Source organism: Sorangium sp. So ce426, from assembly GCF_051475585.1.
In the GTDB taxonomy this organism is placed as follows: Bacteria; Myxococcota_A; Polyangia; order Polyangiales; family Polyangiaceae; genus Sorangium; species Sorangium cellulosum_B.
In genome coordinates this window covers 628598-643848 of sequence record NZ_CP150341.1, presented here as the reverse complement: position 1 = coordinate 643848, position 15251 = coordinate 628598, and the positions used below count along the sequence as shown (strand labels likewise).

Below are 15251 nucleotides of genomic sequence, written 5' to 3'. Positions count from 1 at the left end.
GCCCGCTCGACCCGATACGCTGCGACGTGGAAGTGAAGACTGGCTCCGGGTAGGCGCGCGCGCCACGTCCGGCGCGGCTCGCCAGGCTGGTCAGCGGGAGAGCGAAGGGCAAAACGCCTCCCGAGCGCTGCGAGCGCGCTTCGGGAGATGGGCGGCGCGCCCGGGGTCGGGGTTGGATCCCGCCCTGGGCGCGCCGGCAGGCCGGCTACTCCTCGTTCACGGCCGTGAGCGTCTCCTCGGGACGCGGCCGGGGGGCGACGTACGGCGCTTGCGCCACCGGCTCGCCCTCGACCACGACCTGGAGGCGCTTGTAGGCGGGCAGCCCCGTCCCGGCCGGGATCAGGCGGCCCATGATGACGTTCTCCTTGAGACCGCGGAGATCGTCCGTCTTGCCGTTGATCGCGGCCTCGGTGAGCACCTTGGTCGTCTCCTGGAACGACGAGGCGCTGATGAACGACTCGGTCGACAGGCTGGCCTTGGTGATGCCGAGGAGGAGCGCCTCGGCGATGGCGGGCTTGCCGCCGCGCTCAAGCACGGTCTCGTTCTCCTTCTCGAAGATGTGCTTCTCGACCTGCTCGTCCACCAGGAAGTTCGTGTCGCCGACCTCGCGCACCCGGACCCGCCGGAGCATCTGCCGGACGATGACCTCGATGTGCTTGTCGTTGATGCCGACGCCCTGGAGCCGGTACACCTGCTGGATCTCGTTCACGAGCCAGGCCGACAGCTCCTTCTCGCCCTTCACCCGGAGGATGTCGTGCGGGTTCGGCGGGCCGTCCTGGAGGGGGTCGCCCGCGCGCACCCGGTCACCCGGCTGCACCTGGATGTGCTTGCCCTTCGGGATCAGGTACTCGCGCGCCTGATCGCCGAGCGCGTGCCCGTCCGGCGAGTACGGCGTGATGATGACCTTCCGCTTGCCCTTCGTGTCCTTGCCGAACGTGACCTCGCCGTCGATCTCGCTGATGATCGCGTGATCCTTCGGCTTTCGGGCCTCGAACAGCTCGGCGACGCGGGGCAGACCGCCGGTGATGTCCTGCACCTTCGTCGTGTCGCGCGGGATCTTGGCGATGACCTCGCCGGCCTCGATGAGATCCCCCTCCTGCGCGACGATGTGGGCGCCGACAGGGAGCAGGTAGCGCGCCTCGAGCTCGCTGTTCGGGAGCTTCAGCGTCCTGCCCGACTCCGGGTCCTTCAGCGAGATGCGCGGGCGGACGTCGGCCGCCTTCGACTCGATGACGACCTTTCGCGAGAGGCCCGTCACCTCGTCGAGGCGATCCTGCACGCTGACGCCCTCGATGAGGTCGCCGAACTTCACCACGCCGGAGACCTCGGTGAGGATCGGCGTCGCGAACTGGTCCCACTCGGCGAGCAGCTCGCCGGGCTTGGTGCGCTCGCCGTCGGCCTTCTTGAGGATGGCGCCGTAGACGAGGCGGTTGTGCTCGCGCTCGCGCCCCGTCTCGTCGACGACCACGATCTCGCCGTGGCGGTTCATGACCACCATGGTGCCGTCCTTCTTCTTCTGGACGACCGCGCGGCGGAGGCGGACGGTGCCCTCGGTGCGGGCCTCGAGGTAGCTCGCCTCGATCTTGCCGCGCGCCGCGGTGCCGCCGATGTGGAAGGTGCGCATCGTGAGCTGCGTACCCGGCTCGCCGATCGACTGGGCGGCGATGATGCCCACCGCCTCGCCGATGTTGACCCGGTAGCCGCGCGCGAGGTCGCGCCCGTAGCACAGCGCGCAGACCCCGCGGCGGAGCTGGCACGTGAGCACCGAGCGGATGACGACCTCCTCGATGCCGGCGTCCTCGATGGACCGCACCGCCTGCTCGTCGAGCTCGGTGTTCGCCGTGATGAGCACCTCGCCGGTGAGCGGGTCGACGACGTCCTCCAGCGCGACGCGGCCGAGGATACGGTCGCCGAGCGGCTGGATGACCTCGCCGGCCTCCTCGAGCTTCGCCACGCGGATGCCGTCGAGCGTGCCGCAGTCGAACTCGGAGATGACCGCGTCCTGCGCCACGTCGACGAGCCGCCGGGTGAGGTACCCCGAGTTCGCCGTCTTGAGCGCCGTGTCGGCGAGCCCCTTCCGGGCGCCGTGCGTCGAGATGAAGTACTGGAGCACGCTGAGACCCTCGCGGAAGTTCGCGGTGATCGGCGTCTCGATGATCTCGCCGGACGGCTTGGCCATCAGGCCGCGCATCGCGGCCAGCTGCCGGATCTGCTGCGTGGAGCCGCGCGCGCCGGAGTCGGCCATGATGTAGATCGGGTTGAAGCTCGGCTCGATCGACTCCTTGCCCGTCTCGTGGTCGACGACCGTCTCCTTGCCGATGCCGGCCATCATCTCGGTCGTGACCTGGTCGGCGATGCTCGCCCAGATATCGACGATCTTGTTGTACCGCTCGCCGTCGGTGATGAGCCCCTCCTGGTACTGCTCGACGACGCGCTCGACCTCCTTCTGCGCCTCGCCGAGGAGCACCTTCTTGGCCGGCGGGATCACCATGTGATCCATGCAGATCGAGATACCCGCCCGCATCGCGTGGTCGAAGCCGAGCGTGCGGAGCCGATCCGCGAGGAGGACGGTCTCCTTGTTGCGGTGGATGCGGTAGCAGACGTCGATGAGCGCCGAGAGCGCCTTCTTGTCGAGGGTCTTGTTCGCGTACTCGAACGCGACCCCCTTCGGGAGGACCTCGGAGATGATGACGCGGCCCACCGTGGTCTCGACGATGCGGCGCTTCACGTGGCCGAACTCGTCGAGCTGCGGGTTGCCCTCGTCGTCGATGATCGGGACGCGGACGCGGACGCCGGCGTGCAGCGCGACCTCGCCGTTGTCGTACGCCATCCGCACCTCCTCGAGGGAGGCGTAGACGCCCCGCAGGTAGCCCTGCGCCACGCCGTCCTCGCCGAAGGCGAGGGTGTCCGCGCGGTACGACCCCTTCTCGAACTTCCGCTCGCGGGTCGCGTAGTAGAGCCCGAGCACGATGTCCTGCGTCGGGTTGATGATCGGCTTGCCGCTCGCGGGCGAGAGGATGTTGTTCGTGCTCATCATGAGCACGCGCGCCTCCATCTGCGCCTCGACCGACAGCGGCACGTGGACCGCCATCTGGTCGCCGTCGAAGTCGGCGTTGAACGCCGCGCAGACCAGCGGGTGCAGCTGGATCGCCTTGCCCTCGATGAGGACGGGCTCGAACGCCTGGATGCCGAGGCGGTGGAGCGTCGGGGCGCGGTTCAGGAGCACCGGGTGCTCGCTGATGACCTCCTCGAGGATGTCCCAGACCTCCGGGCGCTCCTTCTCCACCATCTTCTTGGCGCTCTTGATGGTGTTGACGTAGCCGCGCTCTTCCAGCTTGTTGTAGATGAACGGCTTGAAGAGCTCGAGCGCCATCTTCTTCGGCAGGCCGCACTGGTGCAGGCGCAGCGTCGGGCCCACGACGATGACGGAGCGGCCCGAGTAGTCGACGCGCTTGCCGAGCAGGTTCTGGCGGAACCGGCCCTGCTTGCCCTTCAGCATGTCGGAGAGCGACTTGAGCGGGCGCTTGTTCGGGCCGGTGATCGTCTTGCCGCGGCGGCCGTTGTCGAACAGCGCGTCGACCGCCTCCTGCAGCATCCGGCGCTCGTTCCGGATGATGATCTCCGGCGCGTTCAGCTCGAGGAGCCGCTTCAGGCGGTTGTTGCGGTTGATGACGCGGCGGTAGAGGTCGTTGAGATCGCTGGTCGCGAAGCGGCCGCCGTCCAAGGGGACGAGCGGGCGCAGATCCGGCGGGAGCACCGGGATCACGGTCAGCATCATCCACTCGGGCCGGTTGCCGCTCTCACGGAACGCCTCGACGACCTTGAGCCGCTTCGCGAGCTTCTTCCGCTTGGCCTCGCTGGTCGCGGCGCGCATCTCCGTCCTGAGCAGCTCCGCCAGGCCGTGGACGTCGACCTGCTTGAGCATCTCGAGGATCGCCTCGCCGCCCATCCCGGCGCTGAACTTGTCGTCACCGTACTCGTCGAGGAGCTGCAGATACCGCTCCTCGCTCAGGAGATCGCCCCGCATGAGGCCAGTCTCCTTGGGATCGATGACGATGTACGCCTCGCAATAGAGCACCTTCTCCAGGTCCTTGAGCGTGATGTCGAGCATGTTGCCGATGCGCGACGGCAGGCTCTTCAGGAACCAGATGTGGGCGACCGGCGTGGCGAGCGAGATGTGCCCGAGCCGCTCGCGCCGGACCTTCGACTGGATGACCTCGACGCCGCACTTCTCGCACACGATGCCACGGTGCTTCATGCGCTTGTACTTGCCGCAGTTGCACTCGTAGTCCTTCACAGGCCCGAAGATCTTGGCGCAGAACAGACCATCGCGCTCCGGCTTGAACGTCCGGTAGTTGATGGTCTCCGGCTTCTTCACCTCGCCGTGCGACCACTCGCGGATCTTCTCCGGGCTCGCGAGCGAGATGCGGATGGCGCTGAACGACAGCGGGTCCTTGGGCTTCTCGAAGAAGCTGAAGATGTCACGCATGGAGACCTCCGGAGACAGAAACGAAACCGATGAACCTGTCCGCGCCCACTGCTTGAGCGTTCGGGAGCGCGCCGCCCGCGCGGCGCGCCTCCCCTGCCGTCACCGAGAAGGCGCGCGGCGCTCGTGACGTGACGAACTGCATCACTCCTCTTCCTCCGCGGCCGACGCCTCCACCCCTGCGCTCGTCTCGACCAGCTCGACGTTGAGGCACAGCGACTGGAGCTCCTTGATGAGCACGTTGAAGCTCTCCGGCAGCCCCGCCTCCAGGGTGTAGTCCCCCTTCACGATGGCCTCGTACATCCGGGTGCGGCCCATCACGTCGTCGCTCTTCACGGTGAGGAACTCCTGCAGCGCGTAGGCCGCGCCGTAGGCCTCCATCGCCCAGACCTCCATCTCGCCGAGCCGCTGCCCGCCGAACTGCGCCTTGCCGCCGAGGGGCTGCTGCGTGACGAGCGAGTAGGGCCCGATCGAGCGAGCGTGGATCTTGTCGTCGACCAGGTGGTGGAGCTTCAGCATGTACATGATGCCCACCGTGACGTTCTGATCGAACGCGTCGCCCGTGCGCCCGTCGAAGAGGATCGCCTGGCCCGAGGTCGGGAGACCCGCGAGATCGAGGGCGCCCTTGATGTCCGACTCGTGCGCGCCGTCGAACACCGGCGATCCCATGAACACGCCCTCATCGACCGTCTTGACGAAGCGCTTGACGTCGCCGTCGTCGAGGTCGTCGAAGAAGCCGTTCATCGTCTCGTCGCCCGCGTAGATGGCCTTCAGGTGCTCCTTGATCTCGGCGCTCGCCCGCTGCTGCTCGATCATCTGCGTCAGCTGGTTGCCGAGCTCGAAGGCGCCCCATCCGAGGTGGATCTCGAGGATCTGACCGACGTTCATGCGGCTCGGCACGCCGAGCGGGTTCAGCACGAGATCGACCGGCCTGCCGTCCTGCAGATACGGCATGTCCTCCTCGGGGAGGATGCGGCTGATGACACCCTTGTTGCCGTGGCGGCCCGCCATCTTGTCGCCGACCTGGAGCTTGCGCTTGATGGCGATATAGACCTTCACCATCTTGATGACGCCCGGCGGCAGCTCGTCGCCCTTGGAGAGGCGATCGATTTTGTCGCGGAAGTGCTCCTCGCGCGTGCGGACGAGCTCCTCGAGGTCGCGCAGGATCTGCTGGACCCGCTCGGCGTCGTCCACGGGGATCTCCCCCCAGTACTTGCGGGGGATCTCGGCGAGCGAGGGCTCGTCGATGATGGCGCCCTTCTGGAAGAGCACCTTGCCCTTGTCGTCGACGAGCTTGCCTGTCGCCTCCTTGCCGAGGAGGAGCTCGCGGATGCGGCGGAAGAACGAGTCGCGGAGGATCTTGATCTCCTCGTCGCGCGTCCGCTCGATCCTGGCCCGCTCCTGATCCTCGATGTCCCGCGCGCGGTCGTCCTTCTCGGTCCCCTTGCGCGAGAACACGCGGGCGTTGATGACAATCCCGCCGACGCCGGGCGGCACCTTGAGCGAGCTGTCGCGGACGTCGCCGGCCTTCTCGCCGAAGATCGCGCGGAGCAGCTTCTCCTCGGGCGAGAGCTGGGTCTCGCCCTTCGGCGTGATCTTGCCGACCAGGATGTCGCCCGGCCGCACCTCGGCCCCGATGCGCACGATGCCGGAGTCGTCGAGGTCCTTGAGGGCCTCCTCGCCGACGTTCGGGATGTCGCGGGTGATCTCCTCCTTGCCGAGCTTCGTGTCGCGGGCGACGCACTCAAACTCCTCGATGTGGATCGAGGTGAACACGTCGTCCTTGGCGATGCGCTCCGAGACAAGGATCGAGTCCTCGAAGTTGTAGCCCTGCCACGGCATGAACGCGACGAGCACGTTCTGGCCGAGCGCGAGCTCGCCCATGTCCGTCGACGGGCCGTCGGCGAGCACGTCGCCCTTCTTCACCACCTCGCCCGTCCTGACGACCGGCTTCTGCGTGTAGCAGGTCGACTGGTTCGAGCGCTGGAACTTCATGAGGTGGTAGATATCGGGCACCTCGGCGCCCTCGCCCTCGGCGCGGACGACGATGCGCGTCGCGTCGACGCTCTCGACGACCCCGGGGCGCCGCGCGATGACGCAGACGCCGGAGTCGCGGGCGAGCCGCTCCTCCATGCCGGTGCCGACGAGGGGCGCGTGCGACACGACGAGGGGCACGGCCTGACGCTGCATGTTGGCGCCCATGAGCGCGCGGTTCGCGTCGTCGTGCTCGAGGAACGGCACGAGCGCGGCGGCGACCGACACCATCTGGTTCGGCGCGACGTCCATCAGCTCGACCATCTCGGGCGTGACGATCTTGAACTCGCCGTTGTAGCGGGCCGAGACCAGCGACTCCTTGAAGCGGCCGCCCTCGTCGAGGTTCACGGTCGCCTGCGCGATGTACTTGCCCTCCTCTTCGAGCGCGGAGAGCCAGATCACGTCCTCCGTCACCCGGCCGTTCTCGACCTTCCGGTACGGCGTCTCGACGAACCCGAACTCGTTCACGCGGGCGAACGTCGACAGCGAGGCGATGAGGCCGATGTTCGGACCTTCCGGCGTCTCGATGGGGCAGATACGGCCGTAGTGGGTCGCGTGGACGTCGCGCACCTCGAACCCGGCGCGCTCGCGGGTCAGGCCGCCCGGGCCGAGCGCCGAGAGGCGGCGCTTGTGGGTGACCTCCGAGAGCGGGTTGGTCTGGTCCATGAACTGCGAGAGCTGGGAGCTCCCGAAGTACTCCTTCACGACCGCGCTGACCGGCTTCGCGTTGATCAGATCGTGGGGCATGAGCGTGTCGATCTCCTGCGACATGCTCATGCGCTCCTTGATCGCGCGCTCCATGCGGACGAGGCCGATGCGGTACTGGTTCTCCATCAGCTCGCCGACCGCGCGCACGCGGCGGTTGCCGAGGTGGTCGATGTCGTCGACCGAGCCGCGCCCGTTCTTGAGCTCGATCAGGTGACGCACGGTCTCCAGGATGTCCTGCGGCGTGAGCACCGTGAGGTCGAGCCCCGGCCGCTCGTCCTCGGGGACATCCCGGTAGAACTTGTAGTTCAGCTTCAGCCGGCCGACCTTCGACAGGTCATAACGCTCGGCGTTGAAGAACAGGTTGTGGAACAGGGTCTTGGCGGTCTCGAGCGTCGGCGGATCGCCCGGCCGCAGCCGCCGGTAGATCTCCAGGATCGAGTCCTCCATCGTCTTCACCTTGTCGGTGAGCAGCGTGTCGCGGAGGTACGAGCCGACGTTCAGGCCGTCGATGAAGAGGATGCGGAACTGCTCGATGTTCGCGTCGCGCAGCCGCTCGAGCTTCGCCTCGGTGAGCTCCTCGTTCACCTCGACCACGACCTCGCCGGTCTCCGGGTCGACGATGTCGTGCGCCGCGACCTTCCCGACGAGCTCCTCCGGCTCGAGGCTGAGCCGCTCGAGCTTCGCCTCCTTCATCTTCCGGATGGCGGCGCGGGTGAACTTGGTGTTCTTCTTGACGATGACGTCGTTGCCGATCTTGATGTCGCGCGTCGTCCGCTGGCCGGCCAGGAGATCGTACTCGATGCTCTTCGCGTACTTGCCACCCTTCTCGAGGTACACGGTCTCGGTCGAGTAGAAGTAGTTCAGCAGGTCCTGCGTCGAGTACCCGAGCGCGCGCAGCAGCACCGTCGCGTGCATCTTCCGCCGGCGATCGATGCGAACATAGATGATGTCCTTCGGGTCAAACTCGAAGTCGAGCCACGAGCCGCGGTACGGGATCACGCGCGCGGAGTAGAGCAGCTTGCCGCTCGAGTGCGTCTTGCCCTTGTCGTGATCGAAGAAGACGCCGGGGCTCCGGTGCAGCTGGCTGACGACGACGCGCTCGGTGCCGTTGATGATGAACGTGCCCGTCTCGGTCATCAGCGGGAGCTCGCCGAAGTAGACCTCCTGCTCCTTGATGTCGCGCACGATCCGCTCCCCGCCGTCGCGGGTGTCGTAGATCATCAGCTGGTTCGTGACCTTGATCGGCGCCGAGTAGGTCATGCCGCGCTGGCGGCACTCATCGACGTCGTACTTCGGCGGCTCGAGGTTGTACGAGACGAAGACGAGCTCGCTCGTGCCGTTGAAGTCTTTGATCGGGAAGACCGAGCGGAACACCGCCTGCAGCCCGACCTCCTCCCGCTCGTTCGGCGGAACGCTCATCTGGAGGAATTTGTCGTAGCTCGACTTCTGGATGTCGATCAGGTTGGGGACGTCGATGATGCGACGAACGCGACCCAGGTTCTTACGGACGCGGAAGTTGGATTGGACGACCGACGGCATCGATTTCCTCCGGCTCACACGAGCAGTGCGGGGCGGGCGCACGGCTCGAACCGAGCAACGAACACGAAGCTACGCACGAATGGCGAGCGAGCGTCCCCAGGGAATGAGGACCCAAAACATCTTGGTTGTGGGGGCAGAGCGGACCGCGTGGCGACCCATTGAGCTCCGACGTTGGCCGAGGACCCGCACCCGCGGTCCTCTTCAGGATTGACCGAGGACCCGTACTCGCGGCCCTCTTCAGCGTTGCGCGAGGGCCCGCAAACGCGGTCCCGTTCATCAGACAAAAGCGGGACGTGCGGCAGGGACGACCGCCCCTGCCGCCGTCCGCCGGCGGATCCCGATTTCCCTTGCAGGGAGCGGTGATCGTTACTTGAGCTCGACGGTAGCACCTGCCTCGACGAGCTTCTTCTTCATCTCCTCCGCGTCCGCCTTGGAAACCTGCTCCTTGACGGTCTTCGGCGCGGCCTCGACCAGGTCCTTCGCCTCCTTCAGGCCCAGACCGGTGATCTCGCGGATCGCCTTGATGACGCCGATCTTGTTGCTGCCCGCGTTCGCGAGGATGACGTCGAACTCGGTCTGCTCCGGGGCCTTCTCGGCCGGAGCGGCGGCCGCGGGGCCGGCAGCGACGGCGACGGCCGCGGGGGCAGCCTTGACGCCCCACTTGTTCTCGAGGTCCTTGATGAGCTCGGCGATCTGGATGACAGGGAGGTTGGAGAGGTAATCGACGACCTGCTCGCGCGTGATCTCAGCCATTGCAAGACTCCTTCAAACTCTTCTGCGCGCCCCGGGGAGGGGGCCATGTAAACCAAAACCAGACGGGCGCAAGGCCCAATTGATACGAAAGCACCCTCTCAGGCCTGCTTGCCCGCTTCCTCTTCCTTCGCCTTCAGGAGATAGGCGAAATTCTGGAGAGGCGCGTTGAGCTGCTGCACGAACTGCTGGAGCGGCGCCTGCAGCGTCGCGAGCAGCGTGGCACGAAGCTCATCCTTGCCGGGCATCGTCGCGAGCTGCGTCTCGACGGCGTCCCCCGAGAGGATCTGCCCCTCGATGAGCCCCGCCTTGATCTGCAGCTTCTGGTTGTCCTTGCGGAACGCCTTGACGACCTTGGCCGCTGCGCTCGGATCCTCGTAGCTCCAGGCCACGCCGGTCATGCCGGTCAGGCTCTTCGAGAGGGTCTTCGCCCAGGGGTGCTCCTTGATGGCGTGGCGGACGAGCGTGTTCTTCACGACCCGATACTCCACGCCGGACTTCCGGAACTCATCGCGAAGCTTGGTGACCGCCTCGACGTTCATCCCCTTGAAGTCCAGGAAGACCGCGGAAGACATCCGCTCGAACTTCTGCCGGACGGAGCCGATCAGCACTTCCTTCTGGGACCGTTCCATGGGCTACGCCTCCTCCGTCTTGCCGATGAAGTGGACCGGGTCGATGCGAACCCCGGGACCCATCGTCGAAGACATCGTGATGCTCCGGAGGTAGATGCCCTTGGCCGTCGCCGGCTTGGCCCGGACGAGCGCCTGGATCAGCGCGTCCGCGTTCACGTGGAGCGCGTTCTCCGCGAAGGAGACCTTGCCGATCCGCGCGTGCACGATGCCCGCCTTCTCGACACGGTACTCCACCTTGCCGGCCTTCGCCTCCGAGACGGCCGTCTTCACGTCGAACGTCACGGTCCCGACCTTCGGGTTCGGCATCAGGCCGCGCGGACCGAGGATACGGCCGAGCTTGCCCACCAGACCCATCATGTCAGGGGTGGCGATCACGCGATCGAAGTCCATGAAGCCTTCCTGGACCTTGTTCACGAGATCCGCCTCGCCGACGAAGTCGGCGCCGGCCGCCTCGGCCTCCTTGGCCTTCTCGCCCTTGGCGAAGACAAGGACCCGGAGCGACTGCCCCGTCCCATGCGGGAGCACGACGGCGCCACGGACCATCTGGTCCGCGTGCCGCGGGTTGACACCCAGCCGGACCGCGAGGTCCACCGTCTCGTCGAACTTGGCGGGCGCCGCTTGCTTCACGAGCGCGCACGCCTCCTGCAATGTGTACTTTCGAGCGCGGTCGACGACTGCCCGCGCTGCGACTTTTTTCTTGGCGACTTTCGGCACATGCCCTCCTTCTTAACGGCTCTCGCCTCCCACGGTGCGCCTCAAACTACCGTGGTAAGTCTTGCTTCTGGCCCGCTGGACGCCCTCCGGGGCGCCCGGCGCGGCGGGGCGCATCCCCGGGCGGCGGGGAGCGCCAACGACCACCTCAGTCGACGACGTCGATGCCCATCGAGCGCGCCGTGCCCGCCATGCTGCGCATCGCGGACTCGAGGTTCGTCGTGTTCATGTCCTGCATCTTGAGCTGGGCAAGCTCCTTCAGCTGCTTCTGCGTGACCTTGCCCACCTTGACCTTGTTGGGCTCCTTGGAGCCCGCGCCCGGCTTCTTCTTCGTCTCGAGCCCCGCCGCCTTCTTGAGGAGCACGGAGGCCGGCGGCGTCTTCATGATGAACGTGAACGAGCGGTCCGAGTAGACCGTGATCACCACCGGGATGATCATGTCGCCCTGCGCCGCCGTCCGCGAGTTGAAGTCCTTGCAGAACGCCATGATGTTGACGCCGTGCTGGCCGAGCGCCGGACCGACGGGGGGCGACGGGTTGGCCTTGCCCGCCGGAAGCTGCAGCTTCACGTACCCTGTGACTTTCTTCGCCATGATGAATCTCGCACCCTATCGAACCGCCGCCCGACGGGCGGTCTACTATTCAGAGAAACAGCGGAGCACCGCGGAGGCGCGGTGCTCGCCCGCAGGTTTGCAGCCGTCCGTTCCTGGCTAGCGCTTCTCCACGGCTGAGAAGTCGAGCTCAACGCTGGTGGGTCGGCCGAAGATGCTGACCTTCACCTTGAGCTTCTGCTTGTCCATCTTCACGTCATCGACCGTGCCGGTGAAGTTCGCGAAGGCGCCGTCGAGGACCCGCACCTCCTCACCCACCTCGAACGTGAGCCGCGGCTTCGGCTTGACCGCCCCTTCGACGATCCCCCGCCGGAGATTGTCGATCTGAACGATCGGGACCTCCTGCGGCGTCTGGTTGCCGATGAAGCCGGTCACCTTGGGCGTGTCCTTGACCAGGTGCCAGACCTGCTCGTTCATCTCCATCTCCACGAAGATGTAGCCGGGCAGGCTGAGCTTCTGACGAACGCGGGTCTTACCGCCAGGACGGTTCTCCGTGACCGTCTCGCTCGGGATGAGGATCTCGCCGAACCGATCTTCCAGGCTGTACTGCTTCACGCGCTGCTGGAGCGCGTCGCGCACCTTCGCCTCGTATCCCGAGTAGGTATGGATGACGTACCACTTCTTGGCCATGGCGCTTGATTCCCTCAGGGTCTCCCTGCTTCAGCTTCCATCGCCGTAAACGATGTTGGTCACGAATGCCCAGAAGCGGTCGAGCAGCGCCAGGTAGAGGGTCGCCACGGTGGTCGTCGCGATGACGACGAACGTCGCATTCGTCACCTCTTTCTTGGTCGGCCACTTCACCTTCGCCAGCTCGGCGGCGACGTCGTCGCTCCAGGCGCGAAGCTCGGGGTTGCGGAACGCGCGCAACACGACGACCAGCGCGACGACGCCGCCGACGATCATGCCGTACGTCGTCTTGTCGTCGTCACCCACCGCGGAGAGCGCCGGCAGCGCCCGGCTGAACCAGTCCTTGTTGGCGAGGGTCGCCCAGACGCCATGGACGACCTTGCCGAGCAGGTAGGCGAGCAGCATCCCCGCGGCGAAGAAGCCGGCGAGCACGTAGCGCTCCGACCCGAGCTGAGCGGCCGCGACCTCCTCGTCCTCGGCCTCGTCGGCGTCGTTCGATTCATCGGCACTCGGCGCCTCGGCGTCCTTCGCGTCAGCAGCCCCCGTCCCCTCGCTCCGCACCACGAGGGACGAGTCCTCGGCAGGCGAGCTCGGTCCGGATTCTTCCGGCTCCTCGTCCTCCGCGACCTTCGTCGGCGGCTTGTCTTTTTGACCCTTCGCCATAACAACACCAAACGCGCCGACCCGCGGCAGACAATGGCCTGCTCGGTGAGGATCCAGGGGCGGCCCTGAGGCGCCCACATCCCCCGGCAGGGGCAGAGAGGCTCGAACTCCCGACCTGCGGATTTGGAATCCGCTGCTCTACCAACTGAGCTATACCCCTAGAATCGCTGCGCCTTCCTGAGCACTCGTTCACTTCGTCTCGTCGTGAACCGTGTGCTTCTTGCACTGCTTGCAGAACTTCTTGAGCGACACCACCTGGTCCGGCGCCTTCGTGGTCTTGTAGTTCCGCGACTTGCACTCGCGGCAGGCCAGTGAGACGGCGATGCGCGCCGCACGCCACCCACCGGCCTGCTCGCCCACGTCGGCCTCCTACGCGAGGATCTTGGTGACGACGCCGGCGCCCACCGTCTTGCCGCCCTCGCGGATGGCGAAGCGCATCTGCTCCTCCAGCGCGACCGGGGCGATGAGCTCGATCGTCATCGTGATGTTGTCGCCCGGCATCACCATCTTCACCCCCTCGGGGAGGTTCACCGTGCCGGTCACGTCCGTCGTCCGGATGTAGAACTGCGGCCGGTAGTTGGTGAAGAACGGCGTGTGGCGCCCGCCCTCCTCCTTCTTGAGGACGTACACCTCACCGGTGAACTTCGTGTGCGGCGTGATCGACCCGGGCTTCGCCAGCACCTGGCCGCGCTCGATCTCTTCCTTCTCCACGCCGCGGAGCAGACACCCGACGTTGTCGCCCGCCTGCCCCTGATCGAGCAGCTTGCGGAACATCTCGACGCCGGTCACGACCGACTTCTTCGTGTCCTTGAAGCCGATGATCTGCACCTCGTCGCCGACCTTGATCACGCCGCGCTCGATGCGGCCCGTGGCCACCGTGCCGCGGCCCTTGATCGAGAACACGTCCTCGACCGCCATCAGGAACGGCTTGTCGATGTCGCGCACCGGCTCGGGGATGTAGCTGTCCAGCGCGCTGAGCAGCTGCTGGATCGTCTCCTCCCACTTCGGGTCGCCCTGAAGCGCGGGCAGCGACGCGCCGCGGACCACCGGCGCGTTGTCCCCGTCGAACTTGTACTTCGACAGGAGCTCGCGGACCTCCATCTCGACCAGGTCGAGCATCTCCGGGTCGTCCACCGCGTCGCACTTGTTGAGGAACACGACGATGTGGTTCAGGCCGACCTGCCGGGCGAGCAGCACGTGCTCGCGCGTCTGCGGCATCACGCTGTCGAGCGACGACACGACGAGGATCGCCCCGTCCATCTGCGCCGCGCCGGTGATCATGTTCTTGATGTAGTCGGCGTGCCCGGGGCAGTCGACGTGCGCGTAGTGGCGGTTCGCCGACTCGTACTCGACGTGCGCCGCCGCGATGGTCACCGTCTTCGTCTCGTCACGGACCGTCCCGCCCTTCGCGATGTCGGCGTACGAGATCGCCTTCGCCAGGTTGCGCTTCGACTGCACCTTGACGAGCGCCGCCGTGAGCGTGGTCTTGCCGTGGTCGATGTGGCCGATGGTGCCCACGTTCACGTGCGGCTTCGTACGAGTGAATTTCTCCTTGGCCATCGAGATGTCTCCTGCCGAAATGAAGTTCGCGACTGCGTTGCGCTGTCCTCGCTGGAGCCCACCATCGGGATTGAACCGACGACCTCGTCCTTACCAAGGACGTGCTCTGCCAACTGAGCTAGGTGGGCAAACGACCGACCACGGAGCGGGCGACCGGGTTCGAACCGGCGACGTTCAGCTTGGAAGGCTGACGCTCTACCAACTGAGCTACACCCGCGGGCTTCCGTCGGGAGAGACCCCGGCGGATCTGGTTCCTGGTCGGACCGCCTTCGGAGCGAGACGTCGCTCCGGTGGAGGGTGATGGATTCGAACCATCGTAGGCATTGCCGGCAGATTTACAGTCTGCTCCCTTTGGCCGCTCGGGCAACCCTCCAGATTTTCTCTATTTATTAGATTTTACCGGCTTTGTCTCTGCCCTGACCTCCCGAACCACCGTTCTGTTGCCGTGCATCGCCTTGCATCGGAGCTGACGAGGGGACTTGAACCCCTAACCCCCTGCTTACAAGGCAGGTGCTCTACCGATTGAGCTACGCCAGCGGCATCCACCCGCTGCCCGTCCCCGGGCTCCGGGAAACGTGCGTGCTGACCTAGCGAAATGTCCCAAGACCGATCACTTCTGTGCGAGCAATCAACTCCCGGCCCTGCTGGACCGCCTGCCTGCACGGTTCGGAGTGTCCCGACCGGGCTGGACCGCAGCGAGGTGAAGCTGTTGGTGCCGCTCACGTCGCTCCGAAGGTAGACGAGTCCCGCGAAGGGAGGAGGCTCTTAGCCCCCTGCAAGAGACGTGTCAAGCGGTGTGCATCGTTTTCGTCCGTTTCGCTGGAATCGGCTGCGAGAGCGCGGTCTGACCGCGCGGTCGAGCTGGGCGCTCGAGAGCACCGGCGTCCTCCGACGGCGCCGATCTCGCTCGAGCGCTCCCGGTTTTCAAGTG

The 15251-nt window shown here is 66.2% G+C and carries 10 protein-coding genes and 5 tRNA genes; all 15 read right to left on the bottom strand.

What is annotated here, in order from left to right; genetic code table 11:
• Positions 1-205: 205 nt before the first annotated feature.
• The 15 genes from rpoC to WMF44_RS02315 all read right to left on the bottom strand — a co-directional run bounded on the left by rpoC (position 206) and on the right by WMF44_RS02315 (position 14857).
• On the bottom strand, positions 206-4489 hold the full coding sequence (gene rpoC / locus WMF44_RS02385; RefSeq protein WP_437297493.1) for a DNA-directed RNA polymerase subunit beta': 4284 nt from the start codon (positions 4487-4489) through the stop codon (positions 206-208).
• A 141-nt stretch (positions 4490-4630) separates the two neighbouring features.
• Positions 4631-8767, bottom strand: a complete 4137-nt coding sequence (gene rpoB, locus WMF44_RS02380; protein WP_437297492.1) for a DNA-directed RNA polymerase subunit beta — start codon at positions 8765-8767, stop codon at positions 4631-4633.
• Between the two features lie 366 nt (positions 8768-9133).
• Entirely contained in the window at positions 9134-9520 is a 387-nt protein-coding gene (gene rplL, locus WMF44_RS02375; protein ID WP_437297491.1) for a 50S ribosomal protein L7/L12, read from the bottom strand.
• A gap of 98 nt (positions 9521-9618) precedes the next feature.
• Complete coding sequence (gene rplJ, locus WMF44_RS02370; protein ID WP_012233043.1) at positions 9619-10149, bottom strand: 50S ribosomal protein L10; 531 nt, start codon at positions 10147-10149, stop codon at positions 9619-9621.
• Between the two features lie 3 nt (positions 10150-10152).
• Entirely contained in the window at positions 10153-10863 is a 711-nt protein-coding gene (gene rplA, locus WMF44_RS02365) for a 50S ribosomal protein L1 (protein ID WP_012233042.1), read from the bottom strand.
• Positions 10864-11008: 145 nt separating this feature from the next.
• On the bottom strand, positions 11009-11452 hold the full coding sequence (gene rplK, locus WMF44_RS02360) for a 50S ribosomal protein L11 (protein ID WP_437297490.1): 444 nt from the start codon (positions 11450-11452) through the stop codon (positions 11009-11011).
• A gap of 117 nt (positions 11453-11569) precedes the next feature.
• Positions 11570-12100: a transcription termination/antitermination protein NusG gene (gene nusG / locus WMF44_RS02355; RefSeq protein ID WP_012233040.1), complete on the bottom strand. Its 531-nt coding sequence runs from the start codon at positions 12098-12100 to the stop codon at positions 11570-11572.
• 30 nt (positions 12101-12130) lie between these two features.
• Positions 12131-12760 carry a preprotein translocase subunit SecE gene (gene secE / locus WMF44_RS02350; protein ID WP_437297489.1) on the bottom strand — a complete coding sequence of 210 codons (630 nt, stop codon included), beginning with the start codon at positions 12758-12760 and terminating at the stop codon, positions 12131-12133.
• Between the two features lie 87 nt (positions 12761-12847).
• Positions 12848-12920 (bottom strand) — tRNA-Trp (locus WMF44_RS02345).
• 29 nt (positions 12921-12949) lie between these two features.
• Positions 12950-13120, bottom strand: a complete 171-nt coding sequence (gene rpmG, locus WMF44_RS02340) for a 50S ribosomal protein L33 (protein WP_012233038.1) — start codon at positions 13118-13120, stop codon at positions 12950-12952.
• Positions 13121-13129: 9 nt separating this feature from the next.
• Entirely contained in the window at positions 13130-14320 is a 1191-nt protein-coding gene (gene tuf / locus WMF44_RS02335; protein WP_437297488.1) for an elongation factor Tu, read from the bottom strand.
• Positions 14321-14372: 52 nt separating this feature from the next.
• Positions 14373-14448 (bottom strand) — tRNA-Thr (locus tag WMF44_RS02330).
• Between the two features lie 16 nt (positions 14449-14464).
• Positions 14465-14537 (bottom strand) — tRNA-Gly (locus tag WMF44_RS02325).
• Positions 14538-14611: 74 nt separating this feature from the next.
• Positions 14612-14693: transfer RNA gene (locus tag WMF44_RS02320), tRNA-Tyr, on the bottom strand.
• Between the two features lie 91 nt (positions 14694-14784).
• Positions 14785-14857: transfer RNA gene (locus WMF44_RS02315), tRNA-Thr, on the bottom strand.
• Positions 14858-15251: the final 394 nt, after the last annotated feature.